This window comes from Streptomyces sp. NPDC059499 (genome assembly GCF_042749285.1).
GTDB lineage: Bacteria > Actinomycetota > Actinomycetes > Streptomycetales > Streptomycetaceae > Streptomyces.
This window is the reverse complement of record NZ_JBHYTT010000002.1, coordinates 483,217-510,187: the sequence shown is the minus strand read 5'-3', so window position 1 is coordinate 510,187 and position 26,971 is coordinate 483,217. Positions and strand designations below refer to the sequence as shown.

Genomic DNA, 26,971 nt, shown 5'->3' with positions numbered 1-26,971 from the left:
CCCACATGCCTGTCGTGCGTGATCTACGCGTACTCCTGCGCTTTCGGAACTTCCGTCGCCTTCTTGCCGTGCGGCTTCTCTCGCAGTCGGCTGACGGCGTCTATCAGGTCGCGCTCGCCACGTACGTCGTCTTCTCCCCGGAGGGTCAGACAACGCCGGGCGCCATCGCGTCCGCCATGGCTGTGCTGCTGCTTCCGTACTCCTTGATCGGCCCGTTCGCCGGCGTCCTGCTGGACCGCTGGCCGCGCCGACAGGTGTTCCTGTACGGAAATCTGCTACGGGCCGTCCTGGCCTGCTGCACAGCTCTGCTGCTCCTGGGCTCCGCGCCCTCGTGGGCCTTCTACGCTTCCGCCCTCTGCGTCACAGCGGTCAACCGCTTCGTCCTGGCCGGGCTGTCGGCGGCTCTCCCACGCGTCGTCGACACCGACCGGCTCGTCATCGCCAACTCCCTCTCCCCGACGGCCGGAACGCTGGCCGCAACGGCCGGCGGAGGGCTCGCCCTGGCCATGCAAGTCCTGACAGACGGGTCCGACGCCGCCGTGGTCATGCTGGGGGCGATCCTCTATCTCCTCTCGGCCCTGACCTCCCTGACCCTGCCCCGAGGCCTCCTGGGGCCGGATGAGGACCTGCACCACGTGCGGCTGCGGGAAGCACTCACCACGACCGCACGTGGCCTCGTCGCCGGGTTGCGCCATCTGGCCGAGCGGAAGGACGCCGCACGCGCTCTGGCCGCCATAACGGTGATCCGCTTCTGCTACGGGGCGCTGACCGTGATGGTGCTGATGCTGTGCCGCTACGCGTGGTCCGACAGCGAGTCCGACGGACTGGCACTGTTGGGCCTTGCGCTGGGAGCCTCCGCGGCGGGGTACTTCGTGGCCGCAGCGATCACCCCCTGGGCCGTGGGGCGTCTCGGCCGTTACGGCTGGATGGCGGTGTGCGCGGGCACGGCAGCCCTCCTGGAGCCGGCGCTGGGGCTGTCGTTCGCCCCTGCTCCCATGCTGGCGGCAGCGTTCGTCCTCGGGCTCATTACACAGGGAACGAAGATCGCAACGGACACCGAAGTGCAGACATCTGTCGACGACTCATTCCGCGGCAGGATCTTCTCGCTCTACGACGTGCTCTTCAACGTTGCCTTCGTCGCTGCCGCGGCGCTGTCCGCCCTCGCGCTTCCCGCAGACGGCCGGTCCGTTGTCGTGGTGATCGTCGTGGCCGTGCTCTACGCCCTGGTCTCGGCGGCGATGTTCCACTGGCGGCACGCCGGCCTGGCGCTCCAGCGCGCCCGCCTCAAGGAGTAAGGGCGTTGTTTCACGTGAAACCACGTGAAACAACGCCCTTACTGGGTCCCGCTCCGGAATCACGCGTCGTGTTTCACGTGAAACATGACACCCACCCGGCATCACTCCTGAGCGGCCCACCACTCCTTGAGGGCTGCGACGGCAGCATCGTGTTCCATCGGCCCGTTCTCCAGCCGCAGCTCGAGCAAGAAGGCGTAAGCCTTACCGATCACAGGCCCGGGTGTGACCCCGAGGATCTGCATGATCTCGTTGCCGTCCAGGTCGGGCCGGATCGCATCCAGCTCCTCCTGGCTCTGCAGCTCCTCGATGCGCGCCTCGAGCCCGTCATAGGTTCGCGACAGTGCATTGGCTTTGCGCTTGTTGCGCGTCGTGCAGTCCGAGCGGGTGAGCTTGTGCAACCGGTCCAAGAGTGGTCCCGCATCCCGCACGTACCTGCGCACGGCGGAATCGGTCCACTCCCCGTCGCCGTAACCGTGGAAGCGCAGATGCAGCTCCACGAGCTTCGATACGTCCTTGACCATGTCGTTGGAGTACTTCAGCTCGGTCATCCGCTTCTTCGCCATCTTGGCGCCCACCACTTCGTGGTGGTGGAAGGAGACACGGCCGTCCTTCTCGAAGCGCCGCGTCCTCGGCTTGCCGACGTCGTGAAGCAGGGCCGCGAGCCGGAGCACGAGGTCCGGCCCGTCCTCCTCCAGATCGATGGCCTGTTCCAGGACAGTCAGGGAGTGCTCGTAGACGTCCTTGTGACGGTGATGCTCATCACTTTCCAGCCGCAGAGCGGGAAGCTCGGGCAGCACCCGGTCCGCCAGACCGGTATCCACCAGGAGTCCCAGCCCCTTGCGGGGGTGCCCGGAGAGCAGCAACTTGTTGAGCTCTTCACGGACCCGCTCGGCCGAGACGATCTCGATACGCCCGGCCATGTCGGTCATCGCCGTGACGACCTCAGGGGCGACCTCGAAGTCCAGCTGCGCGGCGAAGCGAGCGGCACGCAGCATCCGCAGCGGATCATCGGAGAAGGATGCCTCAGGGGTACCCGGTGTGCGCAGCACACGCTCGGCCAGATCATCGAGACCTCCGTGGGGGTCGATGAACTCCTTCTGCGGCAGAGCGACAGCCATGGCGTTGACCGTGAAGTCACGTCGGATGAGGTCTTCCTCGATGGAGTCGCCGTAGGAGACCTCGGGCTTACGGGAAGTCCTGTCGTACGCCTCCGACCGATAGGTCGTGACCTCGATCTGGTAGCCGTCCTTCTGCGATCCGACCGTGCCGAACGCGATTCCGACCTCCCACACGGAGTCTGCCCACGGACGGACAATCTTGAGCACGTCCTCCGGCCGGGCATCGGTCGTGAAGTCCAGATCGTTCCCGAGCCGGCCGAGCAACGCATCGCGGACCGACCCTCCGACCAGGGCAAGACCGAATCCGGCTTCCTGGAATCGGCGGGCGAGGTCGTCGGCGACCGGGGACACCCGCAGCAGTTCACTCACTGCGCGGTGCTGCACCTGGCTCAGTGCACTGGGGCTGTCTTCGTTGGCGTTCGGCACAACAGAAAAGGGTACGTGCACCGACCGGCCCCGGCGTCATCGTTTATGACGGCCCTGCGAGACTCTCCCGATCATGTGGCGCAGTCCCCGGCACTCAGCCATCGGGCACATCGTTACCATGCGGGGACGCAGAGACCGGCAAGACCGACATCAGCTGACGACTAAGAGGGACGGGTACGCGTGGCCGAGGCGGCAGACATCCAGGGGACGAGTCCCTCCCCTGCCCGCCGGTGGCTCCGGCGCACAGCCTCCTTGATCGTCGGGGCGCCGTTGCTCGCCGGGCTCCTGACGGGTCCGGCAGCGCCCGCAGCGCAGGCTGAGGGGATCGCCAAGGCCCCGACCGGCTCACGCACCATCGATGTGTCTCTGGACACGCTCAGCCCCAGCGCACCGGTTGAGGGGGACACCCTCACGGTTTCCGGCACCCTCACCAACAAGGGCAAGAAAGCGGTCACCGAAGCCGAGGTCGACCTCCGCGTGGGGCCGACGCTCTCCGGGCGGTCCGCAATCGACGACGCCGCCAAGCGCACGGGATACCTGCCGGGCAACGACCCCGCCAGGCTCGGCGGTAAGTACACGCTGAAGATCCCGAAGCTCGCTTCCGGCGTCAGTCAGGATTTCTCCCTCGCTGTTCCCGTCGACAAGCTGGGCCTGGACACGGAGGGCGTCTATCAGCTCGGCGTCTCCGTCACGGGCCGCACTGCCGACGCGGGCTACGACCAGGTGCTCGGCATTCAGCGGACCTTCCTGCCCTGGCAGCCCGAGGACACCGACAACACGACCGACCTGACCTTCCTCTGGCCGCTGATCGCCTCGGCACACGTCACCGCCGAGACGGGCTCCGACGAACAGCAGACTCCTGTCTTCGCCAACGACGAACTCGTCAAGGAGCTCGCTCCCGGTGGCCGGCTGGAGCAGCTGGTGTCGCTGGGCAGTCAGCTTCCGGTGACCTGGGTGATCGACCCGGACCTGCTGGCCTCCGTCGACGCGATGACAAGGAACTATCGCGTCAGGGTCGGAGACACCACCGTCGCGGGGACTAATCAGGCCATCGCCAAGCAGTGGCTCACCGGGCTGCAAGCGGCAGTCAAGGACGGCAAGGTGGTAGCCCTGCCGTTCGCGGATCCCGACCTCGCCTCCATCGCCCACCGCGGCAAGAACGTCACAGGCACGCTCAGCCACCTGCAGACGGCAACCGAGGCAGCGGGACCCACGGTCGAGACCATCCTCCATGTAAAACCCTCCACCGACTTCGCCTGGCCGGTGGACGGTGCGATCGATCCCTCGATCGTCGACGTCGCCACCTCGGCCGGCGCCCACAAGGTGATCGCCCGCAGCGACAGCCTCGAGGAGACCGGCGGTCTGCCGTACACGCCGACAGCCGCCCGGCCGATCGGGGGCGGCACCACCGCGGTCGTTGCCGACTACCGGCTTTCCACCGCCTTCAAGGGCGGCATGGCCAGGGCCGACGAGTCGACGCTCGCTGTGCAGAAGTTCCTGGCCCACACGCTCGCGCTGACCGAGCAGGCCCCGAACAAGCCGCGCAGCATCGTCGTCGCACCGCAGCGGACGCCCACGGCGACGCAGGCACAAGCCATGGCCGCTGCCCTGCGCGCCCTCTCCGACGAGCACTGGACGCAGCCCGTCGACCTGGTGACGGCGGCCGGGAAGAAGCCCGACGCCCAGGCCACCACGAAGGTGCCGAGAGCCTCCCAGTACCCGAAGAAGCTCCGCAGCCAGGAACTGCCCACCCAGGCCTTCCAGGACATCAGGACGACGCAGGACTCGCTGAACAGCTTCGAGGTCATCCTCACGGCGCCCGACCGGGTGGTGACACCCTTCGGCAACGCGATCAACCGCTCCGTCTCCACATCGTGGCGCGGCAGGCCCTTGGAAGCACAGCAATACCGCGACGCGGTCCGCACCTACCTGCAGAGCCTCACCAACGAGGTACAGCTCATCGCGAAGTCCGACGTCACCCTGTCGGGCCGCAGCGCGACGATCCCTGTCACCGTGCAGAACAAGCTGGTGCAGGGTGTGGACAACCTCAAGCTCCGCCTGACGTCGGGCAACTCGACACGGCTCAAGCTCAATGACGGCGCAGCCGTGGCCGAGCAGCCGATCAAGATCGCGGGCGGGCACAGCCAGTCCGTGAAATTCGACGCCTCGGCCAATGCCAACGGACAGGCACAGGTCACCGCACAACTCTTCACCAAGGACGGAACACCGTACGGCGAGGAGATGACCTTCAACGTTAGGGTCTCCGAAGTCACACCGACGGTGCTCCTCGTGATCGCCGGCGGACTGCTCCTGCTCGTCCTGGCAGGTATCAGGATGTACACGCACCGCAAGCGCGCCGTCGCGAACGGCGCAGCGGGGAACGACGGCGGCGAACCCGAGCAGCCGAGTGACCCGACCCCGGACACCGGTCCGGAAAGCGGGGACCCGTCGGGCACGGGTGAGAAAGTGGACCGTTGAGCGATGTCTGTCGGGGCCGGTCGGCCGGGGACGATGAGGTGGGGTTTCGATGAACGCGCCGTACGACGGTGACCGCGCCCAGGGCGCGGGCGGAGCTGGATCTTCCGGCGGGCCGCCGGTGCCGTCGGACGCAGGTCAGGACGGGGGGACACCGGACCCCTACCTGCAGCATGCCTACGACCACGATCCCTACCGGTCTCAGGACCTCGCCGCCCAGGATCCGGTGGCCGAGGCCCTCTACGACCGCGCTGCCCACCCTCCGCCGCCCCCCGGCACCTACCAGGAGCCGCAGCAGCTCTACCAGCAGCCTCCCTCGGCCCAGTACGCCCCCGACCCCCGCATCTGGGCCCAGACTCCGCCACCGGAGCCTGCAGGCCCTTCGCGGCACCTGCCGTACGGAGACAACGCGGCGACCACCCAGTACGTAGGAGTGGACGACCTGGTGACACAGGCATCCGACGGCCGCGAGGAGCCGGACGCCTTCGCGCATCTCTTCCGCGACCAGGAGGGATCAGGACGGCCCCAGGGCCCCGCAGCCGAGCCGGAGGCTGCTCCGGCTCCCGTCCCGCCGAAATCCGGCGGCCGTGCCTCCGGGATACTGAAGTCCAGCGCGCTGATGGCGGCCGGCACCCTGGTTTCCAGGCTCACCGGCTTCGTACGCAGTCTGGTGATCACCGCCGCGCTCGGTGCGGCCATGCTCGGCGACAGCTTCACCATCGCGTACACCCTGCCGACAATGATCTACATCCTCACCGTCGGCGGGGGCCTCAACTCGGTCTTCGTACCCCAGCTCGTCCGGTCCATGAAGGACGACGAGGACGGCGGCGAGGCTTATGCCAACCGCCTGCTGACACTCGTCATGGTGGCACTGGGCCTGATCGTCCTGGTGGCGGTCTTCGCCGCCCCCCAGCTGATCCACCTGATGTCGAGCACCATCGCGAACGACCCGGCGGCGAACAACGTCGCTGTGACCTTCGCCCGCTACTGCCTGCCGACCATCTTCTTCATGGGCGTCCATGTGGTCATGGGCCAGATCCTCAACGCCCGTGGCAAGTTCGGCGCGATGATGTGGACCCCGGTCCTCAACAACATCGTCATGATCTTCACCTTCGGCCTCTTCATCTGGGTCTACGGCACGTCCGGGGAATCCCTGATGGGCGTCGAGACGATTCCGCCGGAGGGCGTCCGACTGCTGGGCATCGGAACGCTGCTCGGCCTCGCCGTCCAGGCCCTGGCGATGATTCCGTACCTCCGCGAGGCAGGCTTCCGCTTCCGCCCCCGCTTCGACTGGAAGGGTCACGGACTCGGAAAAACGATCAAGCTCGCCAAGTGGACCGTCCTCTTCGTCCTGGCCAATCAGGCCGGCGTTCTGGTCGTCACCCAGCTGGCAACCGCGGCAGGCAACCTCGCCGACAAGGACGGCACGGGCTTCCTCGCCTACTCCAATGCCCAGCTGATCTGGGGCATGCCTCAGGCGATCATCACCGTCTCGGTCATGGCCGCTCTGCTGCCGCGTATCTCACGCGCCGCCCATGACAACGATCCCGGGGCCGTCCGCGACGACATCTCCCAGGGGCTGCGCAACTCGGCCGTGGCGATCGTGCCCGTCGCCTTCACATTCCTCGCGCTCGGTCTGCCGATGTGCACCCTGCTGTACGCATCCAGCGGCACCGAGGCCGCGCGGTCCATGGGCTTCATCCTGATGGCCTTCGCCCTCGGACTCATCCCGTACTCCGTGCAGTACGTCGTACTGCGCGGCTTCTACGCGTACGAGGACACACGCACGCCCTTTTACAACACTGTCATCGTCGCAGCGGTCAACGCTGCGGCTTCCGCCCTCTGCTACGTAGTCCTTCCTGCCCAATGGGCAGTCGTCGGCATGGCCGCCTCCTACGGCCTGGCCTACGCCGTGGGCGTCGGTATCGCCTGGCGACGGCTGCGCAACCGGCTCGGAGGAGACCTGGACGGCGCCCGCATCGTGCGCACCTACGCCCGTCTGTGCCTGGCCGCGATCCCTGCGGCCGTCGTCGGCGGCGGAGTGGGCTTCGCCCTTCTGGGGGCTCTCGGGGACGGAGCCGGTGGCTCCGTGGTGGCCCTGGTCTGCGGCAGTGTCGTCCTGCTGGGCATCTTCTTCGTCGCTGCGAAGAAGATGCGCATTGAAGAGCTCAACGGCATGGTCGGCATGGTCCGGGGACGGCTCGGGCGCTAAAGAAGGCTCTGATCCGCACAACCATCGCCGGACACCGCGTGTCGTGCATAGCGCCGGAGTGTGGGCACAATTGGCGGGACTGTGCAGTGCTGGCTGGCATCGCGCAACGAATGGGGAGGCAGGAACGACGGTGGCGGAACGTAGCACGGCTGCCGTCGACGTGGCCGACAACGGCGGCGACGAGCCGCTGGCCGCCAAGGCGGACGAGGCCACGACCGACGGGACAGAACAAGCCGAGGACACGGCGGGCGCGAGCCCGAAGAGCGCGGACGGCGGGCAGGAGAGAGCGGACACCGTTCCGGCGACGCCCGATCTGCACAGCGGTCACAAGCTCGCCAAGCGCTATCGGCTAGAAGAGTGCGTCACCCGTCTGGACGGATTCAGCAGCTGGCGTGCCGTCGACGAGAAGCTTCGCCGCGCGGTGGGCGTTCATCTGCTCCCCGCCGACCATCCCCGCGCACGCTCGGTGCTGGCTGCCGCCCGCTCCTCGGCGCTGCTGGGAGACCCGCGCTTCGTACAGGTCCTGGACGCAGTGGAAGAGGACGACCTCGTCTACGTCGTCCATGAGTGGCTCCCCGACGCCACCGAACTCACGGCACTACTCGCTTCAGGACCCCTGGAAGCCCACGACGCGTACCAACTCGTGAGCCAGGTCTCCCAGGCCATGGCCGCCGCCCACCGGGAAGGACTCGCGCACCTGCGGCTCACCCCGGGTGCGGTGCTGCGCAGCTCGACCGGGCAGTACCGGATCCGTGGCCTCGCTGTGAACGCGGCCCTGCGAGGAATCTCCGCCGACCAACCGCTGCGCACGGACACGGAGGCCATCGGCGCATTGCTCTATGCCGCGCTGACCCGCCGCTGGCCCTACGAGAGCGATGCCTACGGTCTCTCCGGGCTCCCCAAGGGCGTGGGGCTGATTCCTCCGGACCAGGTACGGGCCGGCGTCCACCGCGGCCTCTCGGAGCTCGCCATGCGCGCGCTCGCCAACGACGGCGCCACGGCCTCACGCCAGGAGCAGCCGTGCACCACACCGGACGAGCTCGCCAAGGCTGTTGCGGCCATGCCGCGCATCCTTCCCCCGGAGCCCGTCTTCACCGGGCCGCCCGAGTACCAGCGGACCACCTACCAGCAGGGCACCTACGGGCGCCCTTCGGCGCGTCCGAACCAGGTCACCCAGCCCGTCATCGCTGCGCCGCCGCCCCCGCTGCAGAGTCGTACCGGCAAGGCGCTCAAATGGGCCGTGTCCGCGCTGCTCATCGCCGCACTGGGCCTCGGCAGCTGGCAGCTGGCCGAAACCGTCCTCGACCGGGGTAAGGACTCCGACGAGCCCGCCAACACGCAGACCACCGAGAACGAGGGCGACGACAACAACACCGTCGAGCCCAGCAAGCCGGTCACCATCGCCGGCGCCCAGGACTACGATCCGCTCGGCGGGGACGGCTCCGAGAAGCCGGCGACCATAAAGAACGTCCACGACAAGGACACCGGCTCGTACTGGTCCACGGACGGCTACTACACCGCCGACTTCGGGAGACTGAAGGAGGGTGTCGGAGTCGTCCTCGACCTGGGTAAGGTCCAGCAGGTCGGAACCGTCGACGTGTCCTTCCTCGGTGGCACCACCTCGGTCGAGTTGAGGACCGCAGACGGATCGTCCGTTCCTCAGCTGCCCGGTGGCTTCACCGAGGCCGCGAAGGGATCCGGAACAAAGGTGTCCCTCAAGCCCGATAAGCCGGTGCAGGCGCGGTACGTTCTGGTCTGGCTGACCAAACTGCCGCTGGGTGACGACGGCCGCTACAGGGGCAAGGTCTCGGACATCAAGATCACCAGCTGACGGCATCAGGGGAGGGGGCTCACCGTTGGACGACGCCAGATTCGCCGACACCAGCGACCAGGATCTCCTGGCGCAGCATGTCGCAGGCGAACCGGACGCCTTCGGTGAGCTCGTGCGACGACACCGTGACCGGCTCTGGGCCGTGGCGCTCCGCACGCTCGGCGACCGCGAGGAGGCTGCTGACGCGGTACAGGACGCCCTCATCTCGGCGTTCCGGGCCGCCCACACCTTTCGCGGCCAGTCGGCCGTCACGACCTGGCTCCACCGGATCACCGTGAACGCTTGCCTCGACCGTGCTCGCAAGGCCGCCTCGCGCAAAACGGCGCCGGTCGATGACGCGGAGCGGCTCGATCAGCTTCTGGAGCCGCACGAATCTGCGGAAGCTCCAGCCGAAAGGCAGGACCTTCACCGCGAACTCCTGGCAGCGCTGTCCACTCTCCCCACAGAACAACGGGCGGCGCTCGTGCTCGTCGACATGCAGGCCTATCCCGTCGCGGAGGCCGCTCGGATTCTCGACGTGCCGACCGGCACCGTGAAGAGCCGCTGCGCGAGGGGCCGAGCGAGACTGCTCCCTCTCCTCACCCATCTACGCAGCAACAGCGGGGACGGCGTCATGGAAAGGAACCGGACGCAGGGGGCATCCGTCCCACCTGCGTCGGGACCAAGAGATGCGGGATCAAGCGATCCCGCCGCTGTGAAGGGCGGAGGTGGGCACGCATGACATCCACAGCCGACACAGCTCAGCACCCGGACATCGAAGAGATCTCAGACCTCACCGAAGGGCTCCTCTCCCCCTCCCGCACGGCAGATGTCCGCCGTCACATCGACGCGTGCCCTCAGTGCGGCGACATCCAAGCCTCGCTGGAAGAGATCCGCTCGCTGCTCGGAACCCTGCCCGTCGACCAGCAGATGCCCGAGGACGTTGCTGCGCGGATCGATGCGGCGTTGGCCTCCGAAAGCCTCGCGCAAGCCGAAGCGGCTTCCGGAGTCACCGGTCCTGTTTCACGTGAAACATTCGAGCAGCCTGCGGAGCCCACTGTCGTGGACCGCCCGTCAGGCCGTCCCCGGGGTGCCACCGGCCCCGGTCGGCGTCCGTCCCGTCGCCGTCGCCGCACGGTCATTCTCGGAACCGCCTTCGGAGCCGCAGTCGTCGGAATGGGCGTCTTCCTGTTGCAGTCGGTACAACCGGCCCAGAACTCCGCCGACAGGGCATCCAGCGCCGCAGAGGACAGCGGGCGGAACTTCTCCGGGGACACGCTCGAAGACCAGGTCCACCAGCTTCTCGGCGCAGCGGATGGATCAAAGACCGCGGAGACCCGCGAGACCAAGCCATCCCTCGACACCAAGTCGTCCCCGCAGAACATTGACCCCGACACTGCGACGCCCAGGAATCCGCTGCGCACGCCCGTCGTCGACGTTCCCCCCTGCGTGCAGCGGGGCACCGGCCGTAACGCCCCGGCGCTGGCGGTGGAGCGAGGCAGCTACGAGGGCTCAGCGGCGTTCCTCGTCGTCCTGCCCCACGCGACCGACTCGAGCCGTGTGCAGGCCTATGTGGTCGACGCAGCGTGCGTCGGGACCGCTCCTGCGTCAAAGGGTCAGCTGCTGCTCACCCACTCCTACACGCGCCCCTGAGCGCCGTGGCGGGAGTTGCTGGGGCATAGCGGGAATGCATGCCCCGTAGGATCCGTTGGGTGGGGTGAGAGTCGTGGAACCGACCCCAGTAGGCAGTGGCAGTCTGCAGAGACGAGGAAGAAACCCGTGAGCGACGTCCGTAATGTGATCATCATCGGCTCTGGGCCGGCTGGTTACACCGCCGCCCTGTATACCGCTCGCGCGTCGCTGAAGCCGCTGGTGTTCGAGGGTGCCGTCACTGCGGGCGGTGCGCTCATGAACACCACCGACGTGGAGAACTTCCCGGGCTTCCAGGACGGCATCATGGGCCCCGAGCTCATGGACAACATGCGCGCCCAGGCCGAGCGCTTCGGCGCTGAGCTGATCCCCGACGATGTGATCTCCGTCGACCTCTCCGGCGACGTCAAGACGGTCACCGACACCGCGGGCACGGTCCACCGCGCCAAGGCGGTCATCGTCACCACGGGATCCCAGCACCGCAAGCTCGGTCTGCCCAACGAGGACGCGCTTTCCGGACGTGGCGTCTCCTGGTGTGCCACCTGCGACGGCTTCTTCTTCAAGGATCAGGACATCGCCGTGATCGGCGGGGGCGACACCGCGATGGAGGAGGCGACCTTCCTCTCCCGGTTCGCGAAGTCCGTCACCATCGTTCACCGTCGCGACACCCTGCGTGCCTCCAAGGCCATGCAGGATCGCGCCTTCGCCGACCCGAAGATCAAGTTCGCCTGGGACAGCGAGGTCGCCACCGTTCACGGCGAGCAGAAGCTCTCCGGCCTGACCCTGCGCAACACCAAGACCGGCGAAACGTCCGAGCTCCCGGTGACCGGCCTGTTCATCGCAGTCGGCCATGACCCGCGCACGGAACTCTTCAAGGGCCAGCTCGACCTCGACGACGAGGGTTACCTCAAGGTCGAAGCGCCCTCCACGCGCACCAACCTGTCCGGTGTCTTCGGCGCGGGCGATGTTGTCGACCACACCTACCGACAGGCCATCACTGCCGCTGGGACCGGCTGCTCCGCCGCTCTCGACGCCGAGCGCTTCCTCTCCGCCCTGGCCGACGAGAAGCTCGCCGAGCCGGAGAAGACCCCCGCGGTCTGACCGAAGCCTCAATTCACCCCCACACCCCGCGAAGTTAAGGAGGCCGCCGTGGCCGGCGCCCTGAAGAACGTGACCGACGACTCCTTCGATGAAGACGTCCTGAAGAACGCGAAGCCTGTGCTGGTGGACTTCTGGGCTGCCTGGTGCGGCCCGTGCCGCCAGATCGCCCCTTCGCTGGAGGCCATCGCAGCTGAGCACGGCGACCAGATCGAGATCGTCAAGCTCAACATCGACGAGAACCCCGCCACCGCGGCGAAGTACGGCGTGATGTCCATCCCGACGCTCAACGTCTACCAGAACGGCGAGGTCGCCAAGACCATCGTCGGCGCCAAGCCGAAGGCAGCGATTCTTCGCGACCTCGAGAGCTTCATCGGCGAGTAGTACCAACGACTCGCACGTGTTTCACGTGAAACGGGCCCACCCTTCGGGGTGGGCCCGTTCTGCATACTCCACGCCATCCGTCGGGGATCATCCCTTTGCCGGCCGAAGTCGACCACGGTTACAGCGGCCGTAGGGCCGGCTCCTTCTGAACCGCCCCCAGCAATCTGTCCAGCGCCAACTCGACGTCCTCCTTCCAGGAGAGCGTCGTACGCAGCTCCAGCCTCAGCCGCGGATGCTTCGGATGAGGTCGCACGGTCTTGAAGCCGACAGCAAGCAGGTGGTCTGCCGGGAGCACACAAGCGGGCTCCTTCCAGCGGGCATCGCCGAAGGCTTCGATCGCTTTGAAGCCCCGTCGCAGCAGATCCTTGGCAACCGTCTGCACCATGACCCGGCCCAGTCCCTGGCCCTGGAACTCCGGCATGATCAACGCAGTCATGAGCTGTGCCGCGTCGGGGGAGACAGGGCTGGTCGGAAAGGCCATCGACCGCGGGACATACGCAGGGGGCGCATAGAGAACGAAGCCGACCGGTACTTCGTCCACATAGACGACCCGCCCGCAGGAACCCCATTCCAGCAGCACGGCGGAGATCCAGGCTTCCTTCTCCAGCTCAGGCTTTCCTGCCTTTACCGCAGCTTCCCCGCTGACCGGATCAAGTTCCCAGAAGACACACGAGCGGCAACGCCCGGGGAGATCCGGAAGGTTGTCCAGTGTGAGCGGTACAAGCCGACGCCCCATGAAGGCGGTCCCTCACTTCCTTCGCCCGCCGCATCACGTGCGGCTGCCAGCGCACTCCGTTCTTGGAAGAGGCTGCCGACAAACCCTCCGACAGCACCAAGCCCCAACCCGACTGTCACCAGGTGGCTGCGATTCACTGATCGCACGGCCCCCGCCTCCTCTGAGGTGGATCACGGTGGATACGCCATACCAGAACGAATCGTATCCACCCAGACGTGATGCGGATACCGAGAGAGAGCAAAGGGGCGGTCTGTGTTCCGAGAACTTCCGGAAAACAGACCGCCCCTCAAGCCTTCTTCAGGACTCAGCCCTCGTCGTTCTCTGCCGGCTCTTCGGAGAGATTCCGATCCAGCACCCGTCCCTCACCAGGAGCGAGACTGCCGAGAATGCGGTCCAGATCCTCCATCGAGGCAAACTCGACGACGATCTTCCCCTTCTTCTGGCCCAGATCGACCTTCACTCGCGTCTCGAAGCGGTCCGAGAGCCTTGACGCCAGGTCGGTCAGCGCCGGCGACAGCCGCGCGCCGGCACGAGGCCCCTTCGGCTTGGCCGAACTCGTGGGCTCGGAACCGAGAAGGTTCACGATCTCCTCGACCGCACGAACCGACAGCCCTTCGGCCACGATCCGGTGAGCCAACCGGTCCTGCTCATCGGAGTCATCCACCGAGAGGAGCGCCCGCGCATGTCCGGCAGAGATGACACCGGCGGCAACTCTGCGCTGGACCGGGGGCGAGAGACGGAGCAGACGAAGGGTGTTGGACACCTGCGGACGTGACCGCCCGATCCGGTCCGCGAGCTGGTCGTGCGTGCACTTGAAGTCCTTCAGCAGCTGGTCGTACGCCGCTGCCTCCTCCAAGGGGTTCAGCTGAGCCCGGTGAAGGTTCTCCAGGAGCGCGTCGAGAAGCAGCTTCTCGTCGTCGGTAGCCCGGACGATCGCCGGGATCCGCTCCAGACCTGCCTCACCGCAGGCCCTCCAGCGACGCTCACCCATGATGAGCTCGTATCGTCCGTCTGCCACCGCGCGCACGACGACGGGCTGCAGGAGACCGACCTCCTTGATGGAGGTCACCAGCTCGGCCAGAGCGTCCTCGTCGAATACCTCACGAGGCTGCCTCGGGTTCGGCGTGATCGAGTCCAGAGGAACTTCCGCGAAGTACGCACCGGCAGACTCAGCGGAGCCGGGAACGGTCTCCCCTTCCGAGGCAGGACCACTCGGCTGCGGCACCATCGGGCCGGAAGGCAGCGCAGTCACCTTCGCCGCGGCCACGCCCCGCTCGGCCGTCATCACCGGGAGCACACCTCCCTGACCCGCTCCAGCCCCAGGAGACGTCACCTGCTTCTCCTGCGGAGCTGCGGGGATCAGAGCACCGAGCCCACGCCCCAACCCTCTACGACGCTCACTCACCGCATGCCCTCCGAATTGCTCTGCTGGCTGTTCTGGCTGCCCGTATGGGCATGCTCGGCCTCGTAGTGCATCCCCACGCCCCTCAAGGCGATCTCTCGGGCCGCCTCGAGATAGGAGAGGGACCCACTGGATCCCGGATCATAGGTCAGCACGGTCTGCCCGTAACTCGGAGCTTCCGAGATGCGAACCGAACGCGGAATGCTCGTCCGCAGCACCTCCTTGCCGAAGTGGCTACGGACCTCCTCCGCCACCTGCGAGGCAAGCCTGGTCCTGCCGTCGTACATGGTCAGCAGGATCGTCGACACATGAAGATCCGGGTTGAGGTGCCCCCGTACCAGGTCAACGTTTCGCAGCAACTGCCCGAGGCCCTCCAGCGCGTAGTACTCGCACTGAATGGGAATGAGCACCTCGGCTCCGGCAACAAGCGCGTTGACCGTCAGCAGTCCGAGCGAAGGCGGGCAGTCGATGAGGATGTAGTCCAGCGGCTGCTCGTACGCCTGGATCGCCCGCTGCAGTCGACTCTCCCGTGCCACCAGTGACACCAGCTCGATCTCCGCACCGGCGAGATCGATGGTGGCCGGGGCACAGAAGAGACCTTCGACGTCCGGGACGGGCTGAACCACTTCGGAGAGCGGCATGCTCTCCACCAGGACGTCATAGATGGAGGGAACGTCGGCGTGATGGTCGATCCCCAGAGCCGTGGAGGCGTTGCCCTGCGGGTCGAGGTCCACCACCAGGACACGAGCGCCATGGAGCGCGAGCGAAGCAGCAAGATTGACCGTCGAGGTCGTCTTACCCACTCCGCCCTTCTGGTTGGCAACCACCATGACGCGCGTCTGGTCAGGGCGGGGCAGACCCTCGCCGGCGCGGCCGAGGGCCTCGACCGCCAGCTGGGCCGCACGACCGATGGGTGTGTCGTCCATGGGCGGCAGTGTTTCACGTGAAACACCGTCCCCCGCGGACTCGGTTCGGGGACCGGGGACCGGATCGGTCATCGGTCCCGCGATGTTGGCGTCGGACCGCAAGGATTCACTCTCCTCGACTTCAGGCTCGCAATGGACAGAGCCTGCCATGCTTTCGGGGTCGCGAACCAGCGAGGCCGACTGTTCTGTGGATGAATCCACTTCTGTGGACAACTCGGTAGCCCGTACGGGCTTGCGGTCGCGCGGTGTGGCAGCCGCACGACCGCGGCCGATAATTCCCTGCAGCAGAGAGCGACGTTTCACGTGAAACACGATGCCTGCGCAGGCTAGCGGCGGACTCCCGACACTCCGCAGCAATCACATATGGCTGCTTTCACGGAGCATCAGTAACAAATGGCCCATATGTCAAAAACTTGCCCAAACAGCTCGCTGCGGAAATGAGTCCGAGTCGCCTCAGCGACGTCGGCGCGCCCGGCCCGCCCTCGCCGCCTTGGCACGCTTTGCGGCGAACCTCACACCGCCCGGGCTCTCCCCGACGACCACGCGCACCACGGTGGACAACGGATCAACGACGCCTTCACCGGCATGCAGCACCTCCGTCTCCACCACGCCGAGCTTGCTCAGGGCGGCACGAGCCCCCTGGATCTCCTCCTCGGCGGTGCCTCCCTTGAGCGCCAGCATCTCCCCGTAGGGACGCAGCAGGGGCACCCCCCAGCCGGCGAGGCGGTCCAGGGGAGCCACGGCCCGGGCAGTCACCACATGTACAGGCTGCAGCGTCCCGAGCACTTCCTCGGCCCGACCGCGGACGACCGTCACATGATCCAGCCCCAGCAGCTCGACGACCTCCTGAAGGAAGTTGGTCCGCCTCAGCAGCGGCTCGAGCAACGTGATCTTCAGATCAGGGCGCACCAGAGCCAGTGGAATACCGGGAAGCCCCGCCCCGGACCCCACGTCGCACACCGTGACGCCCTCCGGAACCACCTCGGAGAGCACCGCGCAGTTCAGCAGGTGGCGCTCCCACAGCCGCGGAACCTCGCGAGGACCGATCAGACCCCGCTTGACCCCCGCGTCCGCAAGCAGCTCCGCGTACCGGACAGCCTCTGGGAGGAACTCACCGAATACCGCCTGCGCCTCCATGGGCGCCTGAGGGAGTTCTGCTGCCTCCGTCACGGGGACCGTCCTTCCGTACCGCACTAACGCACTGTGGGTGGCTGACTATCAGGCTGACAAAGATCGGCCCCGCCTGCGAACAGACGGGGCCGACAGTACAAGGATCCCTCAGGCAGGGAGTACGACGACGAAGCGCTGCGGCTCCTCGCCCTCGGACTCACTGCGCAGACCTGCGGCCGCGATCGCGTCGTGCACGACCTTGCGCTCGAAGGGCGTCATCGGGTCCAGCTTCACCGGTTCACCGGAGCTCTTGACCTCATCCGCCGCCTTGGCACCCAGAGCGGCAAGAACTTCCCGCTTCTTGGCACGGAAGCCGGCAATGTCCAGCATCAGACGGCTACGGTCACCGGTCTCCCGGTGAACAGCCAGGCGCGTCAGCTCCTGAAGCGCCTCCAGCACCTCACCGTCGCGGCCCACAAGCTTCTGCAGTTCGCGCGCCGAGTCGCTGATGATCGAAACCGCAGCCCGGTCCGCCTCGACATCCATGTCGATGTCGCCGTCGAGGTCAGCGATGTCGAGCAGACCTTCGAGATAGTCGGCCGCGATCTCCCCTTCCTGCTCCAGGCGGGTCAGAGTGTCGCTGCCCTCAGCGGCCGTGGTGGTGGTGCCTTCCGTCACGGATGGACTCCTTCTTACTTCTTGGACGGGTGCTTGGGCCGCTGCGGGCCCTTGCGCTGTCCGGACTTGGCTTGGCGTGAGGAGCCGGACGCGGGCTTGCCCGCCGGCTTCGGCTTGTCGTCCTGCTTCTCGAGCGACGTCTTGGGTTCCGGCTCGTCGGAATCGGAGTCCTTGGCCGCACCCGGATGCGTAGCAGCAGTCTGGCGCTTCGCCTTCGTCTGCCGCTTGGGCTGATGCCGCTTCGCCGCGGCCCCGCCCTCGGCTTCGGCAACGGCGGTTTCGCTCTTCGCCACCGTCCCGTCCTCCTGAGCCGCGAGACCCAGCTTGGCCAGACCGGTGATGAACTTGCGCTCGATGTCGTTGCGGTCAGGACCCTTGACGACGATCCGCTTCACGGTGTTGCGCCTCGTCCTGCCGCGCACCTGACCATGAGCGGTCACGCTCTTCAGCAGACGGCCCAGGTACTGGTCCTGCGCCTTGCTGCCCGGCGTGGGGTTCTGGTTGATCACGTACATCTGCTGACCCATGGTCCAGACGTTGGTGGTCAGCCAGTACACGAGGACACCGACGGGGAAGTTGATGCCCATGACGGCGAAGATCAGCGGGAAGATGTACATCAGCATCTTCTGCTGCTGCATGTACGGGGTCTTCACCGTCAGGTCGACGTTCTTCGTCATCAGCTGGCGCTGGGTGAAGAACTGCGACGCCGACATCATCACGATCATGATCGCGGTGACGACTCGGACGTCGGTCAGCGAGGCGCCGAGCGCCTGGACCTTCTCTTCGCTGTCCATGAACTTCGCGGCCAGCGGAGCGCCGAAGATGTGCGCCTGACGGGCACTGTCGAGCAGCGGCTGGTCGATCACACCGATCGTCTTGCCCGAGGCGATGGACGACAGCACGTGGTACAGGGCGAAGAAGAACGGCGACTGCGCCAGGATGGGCAAGCACGAGGAGAGCGGGTTGGTGCCCGTCTCCTTGTACAGCTTCATCATCTCTTCGGACTGACGCTGCTTGTCGTTCTTGTAGCGCTCCTGGATCGCCTTCATCTTCGGCTGGAGCACCTGCATGTTCCGGGTCGACTTGATCTGCTTAACGAAAAGCGGGATCAGACAGATCCGGATCAGAACCACCAGGGACACGATGGACAGGCCCCAGGCCCAGCCCGTGTCGTCGCCGAAGAGCGCCCCGTACAACTTGTGGAACTGGACGATGACCCACGAAACAGGTGTGGTGATAAAGCTGAACAGACTGGCAATCGTGTCCACTAATCAGGCTCCTTGAGCTTTGGGCGAGGTCTCTGTGGCCGGGCTCAGGGGTTCGGAGACCGACCCCCCGGAAGGCACATCGGCGGCGGAGTCCCCGCCCTTGCCACCACGCACACAGCTGCGCAGCAGTTCGTGCCAACGCGGACGTTTGCGTGGCGGTACGTGATCCACGCCGCCGGGTGACCACGGATTGCAACGGAGGATGCGCCATGCCGTCAGCGCAGTCCCCTTGATCGCACCGTGCCGGTCGATCGCCGTATATCCATAGTGGGAACACGACGGGTAGTAACGGCAGACAGGCCCGAGGAGTGGGCTGATCGTCCACTGATACAGCTTGATGAGAGCCAGCAGCGGGTACTTCATCGCGCGCCCCCTCCCAGCAGCCGCTCCAGAGCGGCGTCCAGGTCTCGGGCCAGCTGTGCATGGTCGGCGTCGCCCGATCCGGGCAGCGCTCGTACGACAACAAGGCTACCGGGGGGCAGCTGAGCCAGCCGATCGCGGACCAGATGGCGAAGCTTCCGCTTCACCGCGGTGCGCACGACCGCTCCACCCACTGCTTTGCTGACAACGAAACCCGCACGCGGCGGGGAAGCACTCTCCCCAGTCACGTGCGGGTCCGTGGCACCGCTGCGTAGATGTACGACGAGTAGCGGGCGTCCGGCCCGACGTCCTCGGCGTACCGCGGTCGCGAAGTCCTCGCGCCGCCTCAGCCGATTCTCGGTAGGCAGCACGTCATGACCTGGCCGCGATCAGGCGGACAGGTTGGTGCGACCCTTGCCACGGCGGTTCGCGAGAATCGCGCGGCCGGCACGGGTACGCATGCGAAGCCGGAAGCCGTGGGTCTTGGCGCGACGACGGTTGTTCGGCTGGAAGGTGCGCTTGCTCACTCGGGGGCTCCAGAAATGATTCGTGTGTTGGCGGGACATCGCCTGGCTGTCACCGTGCGCCCACGAGGAACTCGCGTAAACGCCTTAGTGCACCGCTTCACAATCACAGATCGTGATCTTTGCCCATCGGAGGCAGGCGGCAGCAGCCATCGACAACTCGACCTGGTCACGGTACGCGCGGCTACGCCATCCGGTCAAACCGGCTCCGCGCAACCCTCTGTCTGTACACAGCCTGTGGACAACAACTTGAACCGTGCGGGTCGCCCTGACTACCGTGGCTGAACTCCGGTTCCTTTCCTTCCCACCTGCCGGGCCTCACCCGACCCGACCCATCCCGTCCCGAGAACCACACATTCGTGGGACATGCGAGAGAGCGTGCCTTGTGGCTGACGTACCTGCCGATCTTGCCGCAGTGTGGCCACGAGTGCTGGAACAACTCCTCGGGGAGGGCCAGCAGGGCATCGAGCCGAAGGACAAGCAGTGGATCGAGCGCTGCCAGCCGCTGGCACTCGTCGCCGACACCGCACTACTGGCCGTCCCCAACGAATGGGGCAAGCGTGTCCTGGAGGGCCGGCTCGCGCCGCTCATCAGCGAGACGCTCACCCGTGAGTGCGGCCGGCCGATCCGGATCGCCATCACGGTCGACGACTCCGCGGCCGAACCCTCCGGCCCGCCCGCACCCCCGATGCACCAGTCGCACCAAGGCCAGCAGTCCCACCGCTACCAAGGGCCACAGCGCGACGACCCCTCGCACAACGACGGGTACGACACCTACGGCCACCGTCCCTCGGACGACGGCATGCCGACAGCCCGTCCCGCGTACCCGGACTACCAGCAGCAGCGCCCGGAGCCCGGCGCCTGGCCCCGCTCCCAGGAGGACCTCTCCTGGCAGCAGCCCCGGCACGGCGGGTACCAGGACCGCGATCCCTACGCGAACCCTCGGCCACAGCAGCCTCAGCACGACTACCGGCCGCAGCCGCCCGAGCGCCAGGGATACGAGCAGCAGCGGGACGCGCGCGACCGCCATGATCTTCAGGACCAGCAGCCCCAGCACCGTCAGGGCGGCCCCGGACGTACTGGCGGCGGCGGCCCGGGCCCCATGGGTGCCCAGCCCGCACCCGCACCCGGTCCCGGTGAGCCGCACGCCAGGCTGAATCCCAAGTACCTCTTCGACACCTTCGTCATCGGCGCTTCCAACCGCTTCGCGCACGCGGCGGCGGTAGCCGTGGCCGAGGCTCCGGCGAAGGCCTACAACCCCCTCTTCATCTACGGGGAGTCGGGGCTCGGCAAGACCCACCTGCTCCATGCCATCGGGCACTACGCGCGGAGCCTCTACCCGGGGACCCGCGTGCGGTACGTGAGCTCCGAGGAGTTCACCAACGAGTTCATCAACTCGATCCGTGACGGCAAGGGCGACACCTTCCGCAAGCGGTACCGCGACGTGGACATCCTTCTGGTCGACGACATCCAGTTCCTGGCGAGCAAGGAGTCGACGCAGGAGGAGTTCTTCCACACCTTCAATACGCTCCACAACGCCAACAAGCAGATCGTGCTGTCCTCGGACCGGCCGCCGAAGCAGCTGGTGACGCTCGAGGACCGGCTGCGCAACCGCTTCGAGTGGGGCCTCACCACCGACGTGCAGCCGCCCGAGCTGGAGACGCGTATCGCGATCCTCCGGAAGAAGGCGGTCCAGGAGCAGCTCAACGCACCGCCGGAGGTCCTCGAGTTCATCGCTTCCCGCATCTCGCGCAACATTCGCGAGCTCGAGGGGGCGCTGATCCGTGTGACCGCCTTCGCCAGCCTCAACCGGCAGCCGGTGGATCTCGGCCTGACCGAGATCGTCCTCAAGGACCTCATCCCGGGCGGCGAGGACTCGGCGCCCGAGATCACCGCTCCGGCCATCATGGCGGCCACCGCCGACTACTTCGGTCTCACGGTGGAGGATCTCTGCGGATCCTCCCGCAGCCGCGTGCTGGTGACGGCGCGCCAGATCGCCATGTATCTGTGCCGCGAGCTGACGGACCTCTCACTGCCCAAGATCGGTGCCCAGTTCGGCGGACGCGACCACACGACGGTGATGCACGCCGACCGGAAGATCCGCGCGCTCATGGCGGAGCGGCGTTCCATCTACAACCAGGTCACGGAGCTCACCAACCGCATCAAGAACGGCTGACGAGCCGGCCCGCCGAGCGATCCCGGGGCGCCCCGCAAGGACCACACAAGGAGTCCTCGCGGGGCGCCCTTCGTCATGTCCGGAAGCAGGACCGCGGCTGCCGTACCAGTGCGCCGGACAGACAGGGCTTCGGAAGCCGGGCCCGCCCCTCGCCCTGCTCCGCCTCGTCCGCCGCAGCGCCAGGGCTGCGCCAGGAGGCTGTGAAAAGCCTCCCGGAGACCGTCGGAAGGGACAGAAACGCCTCCGCGGAGGCCCTCCCGGACGCCCGCCCGCGCCGCGCGCACCCCGCTCCGAGCCGTGTCGCACCCTCACGAAGTACTCCGAGTGTTCGAATACGGTCCGCAAAGAGGCCCTTCTCCACAGATCGATGAGGAAATGGGCATCCACAGCCTGGGGACTGAGAAGTTGTCCATATTGCATCCACAGGGCTCGCTGCCGATACTCCATCAGGCCAGGTCACATGCCTGGGGATTTGTGGTCAACGATGATCCACAGCCTGTGGACAGATTTTTCGTCCACAGGGGACTGATGATGTTGTCCACCATCGGCCCACAGGCTGGACGACGTTGTCCCCAGCTTCTCCACACCCCTGTCCACTGTTCGGCAACCCAACACCCGCTTTCACTGCCGAGAGTGAAAGGCGTCACACCAAGGACCTCGGTTGGGCTGTGGGGAACCCGGGTAAAGCTGGGGACAGCCCTGGGGAGAAGGCACGCCGGCCTGTGCATCGGGTGTGCAGAACTTTCGGGTGTCCACAGAATCACCAAGTTGTCCACTGGTGCCGCCCACAGGGCCGGTGGACAAAAAATGGGCACTGACCTGCGGAAACGACGTTATCCACGGTTTCCACAGGCCCTACTACTACTGCCACTCAGAGTTAGCCAGGAATCCGCTTCGAAGTGGGGCCTGTGCACAACTTGGGCAGGGAGCTCCAAGGACCGCTTGTCGCGACTTGACCCCGAGCAGCAACGAGTGTCGGTGCCGTACGTCAGACTGGACCCCGGCGTCCTCCCCTCAGCCCTTCGGCAGGGAGACCCCGAACCAGACGACGAAGGCCAGCAGGGCGAGCGAGCAACAGCAGGAGGCGGTTCCGGTGAAGATCCGGGTGGAGCGCGATGTACTCGCGGAGGCGGTGGCCTGGGTGGCCCGCAGCCTCCCGGCCCGTCCGCCGGCGCCCGTTCTTGCGGGCCTTCTGCTGAAGGCCGGTGACGGCGCCCTCAGCTTCTCGAGCTTCGACTACGAGGTCTCGGCAAAGGTCTCGGTGGACGCCGAGATCGAGGAGGAAGGCACGGTGCTCGTCTCCGGCCGGCTCCTCGCCGACATCTGCCGCGCCCTTCCGAACCGGCCGGTGGAGATTTCCACCGACGGTGTGCGGGCCACCGTGGCGTGCGGGTCCTCGCGATTCACACTCCACACCCTGCCTGTGGAGGAGTACCCGGCGCTGCCGCAGATGCCGACCGCGACAGGCACCGTCCCTGGTGAGGTCTTCGCCTCGGCCGCGGCCCAGGTCGCCATCGCCGCCGGCCGTGACGACACGCTGCCCGTCCTCACGGGCGTCCGGATCGAGATCGAGGGCGACACCGTCACCCTCGCCTCGACCGACCGCTACCGCTTCGCGGTCCGTGAGTTCCTGTGGAAGCCGGAGAACCCGGACGCCTCTGCCGTCGCCCTGGTGCCCGCGAAGACGCTCCTGGACACCGCCAAGGCTCTGACCAGCGGTGACACGGTGACGCTGGCGCTGTCGAGCTCGGGGGCCGGTGAAGGCCTCATCGGTTTCGAGGGCGCGGGCCGCCGCACGACGACGCGGCTTCTCGAGGGCGACCTGCCGAAGTACCGGACTCTCTTCCCCACCGAGTTCAACTCGGTGGCGGTCATCGAGACCGCTCCGTTCGTGGAGGCCGTCAAGCGTGTGGCCCTCGTCGCCGAGCGGAACACCCCGGTGCGGCTCAGCTTCGAGCAGGGTGTGCTGATCCTGGAGGCCGGTTCCAGCGACGACGCACAGGCTGTGGAGCGCGTCGACGCCGTGCTCGAGGGCGACGACATCTCGATCGCCTTCAACCCGACGTTCCTGCTGGACGGGCTCAGCGCGATCGACTCCCCGGTCGCCCAGCTCTCCTTCACGACGTCCACCAAGCCCGCCCTGCTCAGCGGCCGTCCCGCCGTCGATGCCGAAGCGGACGACGCGTACAAGTACCTGATCATGCCGGTCCGCCTCTCCGGCTGATCCGGCGATCGTTCCTGTCACGGCAGCTTCCGGAGGGCACGCTCAGCGCTGAGCAGGCCCTCCGCGCTGTCCCCAGGCCGGGCGTAGGCTCGGTCCCGGGTACGAATCGGCACAACGCTTAAGGAATCTCTGATGGAGCTCGGTCTCGTCGGCCTCGGCAAGATGGGCGGCAACATGCGCGAGCGCATCCGCCGCGCAGGCCACACCGTCATCGGTTACGACCGCAACCCGGACGTCGCCGATGTCCACAGCCTCGAAGAGCTTGTGGGCAAGCTCAAGGGTCCGCGCGTCGTGTGGGTGATGGTTCCGGCGGGTGCCGCGACCCAGTCCACCGTCGATGAGCTGGCCGAGCTGCTCTCCCCGGGCGACATCGTCGTGGACGGCGGAAACTCCCGCTGGACCGATGACGAGAAGCACGCCGTGGAGCTGGGCATCAAGGGCATCGGCTTCGTCGACTGCGGTGTCTCCGGTGGTGTCTGGGGCCTGGAGAACGGCTACGCCCTGATGTACGGCGGCGACGCCGAGAACGTGGCGAAGGTCCAGCCGATCTTCGACGCGCTCAAGCCCGAGGGCGACTTCGGTTCCGTCCACGCGGGCAAGGTCGGTGCCGGCCACTTCGCGAAGATGGTCCACAACGGCATCGAGTACGCCATGATGCAGGCCTACGCCGAGGGCTGGGAGCTGCTGGAGAAGGTCGATTCCGTCACGGACGTGCGTGAGGTCTTCCGCTCCTGGCAGGAGGGCACGGTCATCCGTTCCTGGCTGCTCGACCTGGCGGTCAACGCACTGGACGACGACGAGCACCTCGACAAGCTCCGTGGCTTCGCCGCCGACTCCGGTGAGGGCCGGTGGACGGTCGAGGCCGCCATCGACAACGCGGTGCCGCTGCCCGCGATCACGGCGTCCCTGTTCGCCCGGTTCGCCTCGCGGCAGGACGACTCCCCGCAGATGAAGATGATCGCCGCGCTGCGCAACCAGTTCGGCGGGCACGCGGTCGAGAACAAGAAGTAGTAGTACGCAGCACGGCAGAACACAGAGCACGAAGTCGGAAAGGTCGGCGACCATGCACGTCACGCATCTCTCGCTGGCCGACTTCCGCTCGTACGCCCGGGTCGAGGTTCCTCTCGACCCGGGCGTCACCGCGTTCGTGGGGGCCAACGGCCAGGGCAAGACCAATCTGGTGGAGGCCGTCGGCTACCTCTCGACGCTCGGCAGCCATCGGGTGTCGTCCGATGCCCCCCTGGTGCGGATGGGCGCGGAGCGTGCCGTCGTCCGGGCCGCGGTCACGCAGGGCGAGCGGTCACAGCTGATTGAGCTCGAGCTCAATCCGGGCCGTGCGAATCGTGCCCGCATCAACCGGTCGTCGCAGGTCAGGCCCCGTGACGTGCTGGGGATAGTACGGACCGTGCTGTTCGCTCCCGAGGATCTGGCCCTGGTGAAGGGCGACCCGGGTGAGCGTCGCCGCTTCCTGGACGAGCTGATCACGGCGCGTTCGCCGCGTATGGCGGGTGTCCGGTCCGACTACGAGCGGGTGCTGAAGCAGCGCAACACCCTGCTGAAGTCCGCGGCGATGGCCCGCCGGCACGGTGGCCGGTCGATGGATCTGTCCACGCTGGACGTGTGGGACCAGCATCTGGGCCAGGTCGGGGCCGAGCTGCTGGCCCAACGGCTGGACCTGATCGCGACGCTGCAGCCGCTCGCGGACAAGGCGTACGCGGACGTGGCGCCGGGCGGTGGTCCCGTGACCCTGGAGTACCGCAGCTCGGTCGGTGCCGACGTCGAGCCCGCGCGCACCCGTGAGGAGTTGTACGAGCAGGTGATGGCGGCGCTCGTACAGGCCCGCAAGCAGGAGATCGAGCGAGGCGTGACGCTGGTCGGTCCGCATCGTGACGATCTGGTGCTGGGGCTGCGCGGGATGCCGGCGAAGGGGTACGCGAGCCACGGGGAGTCCTGGTCGTACGCGCTGGCGCTGCGGCTGGCCTCGTACGACCTGCTGCGCTCCGAGGGCAATGAGCCGGTGCTCGTGCTGGACGACGTGTTCGCCGAGCTCGACGCGCGGCGTCGTGAGCGCCTGGCGGAGCTGGTGGCACCGGGCGAGCAGGTGCTGGTCACTGCGGCGGTCGACGACGACGTCCCGGGTGTGCTGGCGGGTGCCCGGTACGCGGTGTCCGCGGGTGAGGTGGAGCGGCTGTGAGCGGCCGGGCGGAGAACGGCGGGCGGGCGTTGCCGGATCCGGTGAGCGGTGCGGCGGCGAAGCAGCCCGAGGCGTCGGGTGTCGATCTGGCGCGGGTGGCGCTGCGTGCGGCGAAGGAGCAGGCCCGTGCCCGCGGTGATGCCGCGCAGCAGAAGAAGCAGGCCAGGCGTGGTGGTGGGCTGAGGTCGGGCGCGCGCTCCGACGGCCGTGATCCGTTGGCTCTGGGGTCGGCGATCAACCGGTTGATCACTGAGCGGGGCTGGGAGACTCCGGCGGCCGTGGGCGGTGTGATGGGGCGGTGGTCGCAGATCGTGGGTGACGATCTGGCCAATCACTGTGTGCCGCTGCGGTACGACGAGGATCCGGCCGAGCGGGTGCTGACGGTGCAGTGCGATTCGACGGCGTGGGCGACGCAGCTGCGGCTGCTGGCACCTCAGCTGGTGGCCAGGCTGAACACGGATCTGGGCCATGGCACGGTGAGGATGATCAAGGTGCTGGGGCCCGGTGGCCCGCAGCGCAAATTCGGTCCGCTGCGGGCGCCGGGGAGTACGGGCCCGGGGGACACCTACGGCTGAGCAGGCATTTTCCTGCTCCGGGCTCCTGCGATCACGGCCGGTGCCGGGTTTTCGCGAGGGGCGGACCGCCCTCTTCGGTGCCGTTGCGCGGGTTGTCCTTGTCTACCTGAATGCACGGTTGTGCGGTGATTCGTGCCGGGCGTCGAGTGTGAGGCGTCCCTCACCGTAGTGGGAGGTTGACAGGCCGAAGCGCTCAATGCCCGCGTGAGCCTCTCAGAGCCCCTTCCTGAATATGGGGAGTCGGCGGGCGCTCATTCAGGGCGGCACATGCGGACTCAGGTACCGGCAAACCCCCATTCATGTCGGCGCTACCGGTAGACTGGTGCGCAA

At 67.1% G+C, this 26,971-nt stretch carries 23 protein-coding genes; 13 read left to right on the top strand and 10 right to left on the bottom strand.

Annotation, left to right across the window (positions count from 1 at the left end; all coding sequences use genetic code 11):
• The first annotated feature begins 5 nt into the window (after positions 1-5).
• The gene (locus ACFW9O_RS07700; protein ID WP_384606229.1) at positions 6-1,295 is read left to right on the top strand and encodes an MFS transporter; all 1,290 of its coding nucleotides are present in this window, start codon (positions 6-8) and stop codon (positions 1,293-1,295) included.
• Between the two features lie 101 nt (positions 1,296-1,396).
• Here the strand turns inward: ACFW9O_RS07700 and ACFW9O_RS07695 are convergent, their stop codons facing one another.
• Entirely contained in the window at positions 1,397-2,839 is a 1,443-nt protein-coding gene (locus tag ACFW9O_RS07695) for a CCA tRNA nucleotidyltransferase (protein ID WP_384606228.1), read from the bottom strand.
• 180 nt (positions 2,840-3,019) lie between these two features.
• Here ACFW9O_RS07695 and ACFW9O_RS07690 point away from each other — a divergent pair, with 180 nt between their 5' ends.
• From ACFW9O_RS07690 to trxA, 7 genes are all read left to right on the top strand, one after another.
• Complete coding sequence (locus tag ACFW9O_RS07690; RefSeq protein WP_384606225.1) at positions 3,020-5,317, top strand: DUF6049 family protein; 2,298 nt, start codon at positions 3,020-3,022, stop codon at positions 5,315-5,317.
• Between the two features lie 49 nt (positions 5,318-5,366).
• On the top strand, positions 5,367-7,526 hold the full coding sequence (murJ, locus tag ACFW9O_RS07685) for a murein biosynthesis integral membrane protein MurJ (RefSeq protein ID WP_384606221.1): 2,160 nt from the start codon (positions 5,367-5,369) through the stop codon (positions 7,524-7,526).
• A 130-nt stretch (positions 7,527-7,656) separates the two neighbouring features.
• On the top strand, positions 7,657-9,357 hold the full coding sequence (locus ACFW9O_RS07680) for a protein kinase family protein (protein ID WP_384606218.1): 1,701 nt from the start codon (positions 7,657-7,659) through the stop codon (positions 9,355-9,357).
• Positions 9,358-9,382: 25 nt separating this feature from the next.
• On the top strand, positions 9,383-10,078 hold the full coding sequence (sigM, locus tag ACFW9O_RS07675) for an RNA polymerase sigma factor SigM (protein ID WP_384606216.1): 696 nt from the start codon (positions 9,383-9,385) through the stop codon (positions 10,076-10,078).
• Positions 10,075-10,989, top strand: a complete 915-nt coding sequence (locus tag ACFW9O_RS07670) for an anti-sigma factor family protein (protein WP_384606214.1) — start codon at positions 10,075-10,077, stop codon at positions 10,987-10,989. Before sigM ends, ACFW9O_RS07670 begins: the two co-directional genes overlap by 4 nt.
• Before the next feature lie 126 nt (positions 10,990-11,115).
• Positions 11,116-12,087 carry a thioredoxin-disulfide reductase gene (gene trxB / locus ACFW9O_RS07665; protein WP_351166540.1) on the top strand — a complete coding sequence of 324 codons (972 nt, stop codon included), beginning with the start codon at positions 11,116-11,118 and terminating at the stop codon, positions 12,085-12,087.
• A 48-nt stretch (positions 12,088-12,135) separates the two neighbouring features.
• Complete coding sequence (gene trxA, locus ACFW9O_RS07660) at positions 12,136-12,468, top strand: thioredoxin (protein WP_351166538.1); 333 nt, start codon at positions 12,136-12,138, stop codon at positions 12,466-12,468.
• Positions 12,469-12,586: 118 nt separating this feature from the next.
• Here trxA and ACFW9O_RS07655 read toward each other — a convergent pair whose 3' ends face one another.
• The 9 genes from ACFW9O_RS07655 to rpmH form a co-directional block, all read right to left on the bottom strand.
• The gene (locus ACFW9O_RS07655; RefSeq protein WP_384606211.1) at positions 12,587-13,204 is read right to left on the bottom strand and encodes a GNAT family N-acetyltransferase; all 618 of its coding nucleotides are present in this window, start codon (positions 13,202-13,204) and stop codon (positions 12,587-12,589) included.
• A gap of 304 nt (positions 13,205-13,508) precedes the next feature.
• Positions 13,509-14,609: a ParB/RepB/Spo0J family partition protein gene (locus tag ACFW9O_RS07650; RefSeq protein ID WP_384606209.1), complete on the bottom strand. Its 1,101-nt coding sequence runs from the start codon at positions 14,607-14,609 to the stop codon at positions 13,509-13,511.
• The gene (locus ACFW9O_RS07645; protein ID WP_351166564.1) at positions 14,606-15,682 is read right to left on the bottom strand and encodes an AAA family ATPase; all 1,077 of its coding nucleotides are present in this window, start codon (positions 15,680-15,682) and stop codon (positions 14,606-14,608) included. The genes ACFW9O_RS07650 and ACFW9O_RS07645 overlap by 4 nt, the downstream gene beginning before the upstream one ends.
• Before the next feature lie 303 nt (positions 15,683-15,985).
• Positions 15,986-16,702 carry a 16S rRNA (guanine(527)-N(7))-methyltransferase RsmG gene (gene rsmG / locus ACFW9O_RS07640; RefSeq protein WP_383174820.1) on the bottom strand — a complete coding sequence of 239 codons (717 nt, stop codon included), beginning with the start codon at positions 16,700-16,702 and terminating at the stop codon, positions 15,986-15,988.
• Between the two features lie 108 nt (positions 16,703-16,810).
• Positions 16,811-17,320 carry a R3H domain-containing nucleic acid-binding protein gene (locus ACFW9O_RS07635; protein WP_329209109.1) on the bottom strand — a complete coding sequence of 170 codons (510 nt, stop codon included), beginning with the start codon at positions 17,318-17,320 and terminating at the stop codon, positions 16,811-16,813.
• 14 nt (positions 17,321-17,334) lie between these two features.
• A complete protein-coding gene (gene yidC, locus ACFW9O_RS07630) occupies positions 17,335-18,588 on the bottom strand; it encodes a membrane protein insertase YidC (protein ID WP_351166530.1) in 1,254 nt (417 codons plus the stop codon).
• Positions 18,589-18,591: 3 nt separating this feature from the next.
• Complete coding sequence (yidD, locus tag ACFW9O_RS07625) at positions 18,592-18,951, bottom strand: membrane protein insertion efficiency factor YidD (RefSeq protein ID WP_356430091.1); 360 nt, start codon at positions 18,949-18,951, stop codon at positions 18,592-18,594.
• Positions 18,948-19,319: a ribonuclease P protein component gene (rnpA, locus tag ACFW9O_RS07620; RefSeq protein ID WP_351166526.1), complete on the bottom strand. Its 372-nt coding sequence runs from the start codon at positions 19,317-19,319 to the stop codon at positions 18,948-18,950. The genes yidD and rnpA overlap by 4 nt, the downstream gene beginning before the upstream one ends.
• Positions 19,320-19,337: 18 nt before the next feature.
• Positions 19,338-19,475 (bottom strand): 50S ribosomal protein L34, encoded by a 138-nt coding sequence (gene rpmH, locus ACFW9O_RS07615; RefSeq protein WP_078850492.1) that lies wholly within the window; start codon positions 19,473-19,475, stop codon positions 19,338-19,340.
• A 382-nt stretch (positions 19,476-19,857) separates the two neighbouring features.
• Here rpmH and dnaA point away from each other — a divergent pair, with 382 nt between their 5' ends.
• From dnaA to ACFW9O_RS07590, 5 genes are all read left to right on the top strand, one after another.
• Complete coding sequence (gene dnaA / locus ACFW9O_RS07610; RefSeq protein WP_384606202.1) at positions 19,858-21,648, top strand: chromosomal replication initiator protein DnaA; 1,791 nt, start codon at positions 19,858-19,860, stop codon at positions 21,646-21,648.
• Positions 21,649-22,741: 1,093 nt separating this feature from the next.
• A complete protein-coding gene (gene dnaN, locus ACFW9O_RS07605) occupies positions 22,742-23,872 on the top strand; it encodes a DNA polymerase III subunit beta (protein WP_329209120.1) in 1,131 nt (376 codons plus the stop codon).
• 132 nt (positions 23,873-24,004) lie between these two features.
• Entirely contained in the window at positions 24,005-24,883 is an 879-nt protein-coding gene (gene gnd / locus ACFW9O_RS07600) for a phosphogluconate dehydrogenase (NAD(+)-dependent, decarboxylating) (RefSeq protein ID WP_384494699.1), read from the top strand.
• A 52-nt stretch (positions 24,884-24,935) separates the two neighbouring features.
• The gene (recF, locus tag ACFW9O_RS07595; protein WP_329209123.1) at positions 24,936-26,066 is read left to right on the top strand and encodes a DNA replication/repair protein RecF; all 1,131 of its coding nucleotides are present in this window, start codon (positions 24,936-24,938) and stop codon (positions 26,064-26,066) included.
• A complete protein-coding gene (locus tag ACFW9O_RS07590) occupies positions 26,063-26,641 on the top strand; it encodes a DUF721 domain-containing protein (RefSeq protein ID WP_384606199.1) in 579 nt (192 codons plus the stop codon). The genes recF and ACFW9O_RS07590 overlap by 4 nt, the downstream gene beginning before the upstream one ends.
• The last annotated feature ends 330 nt before the right edge of the window (positions 26,642-26,971 follow it).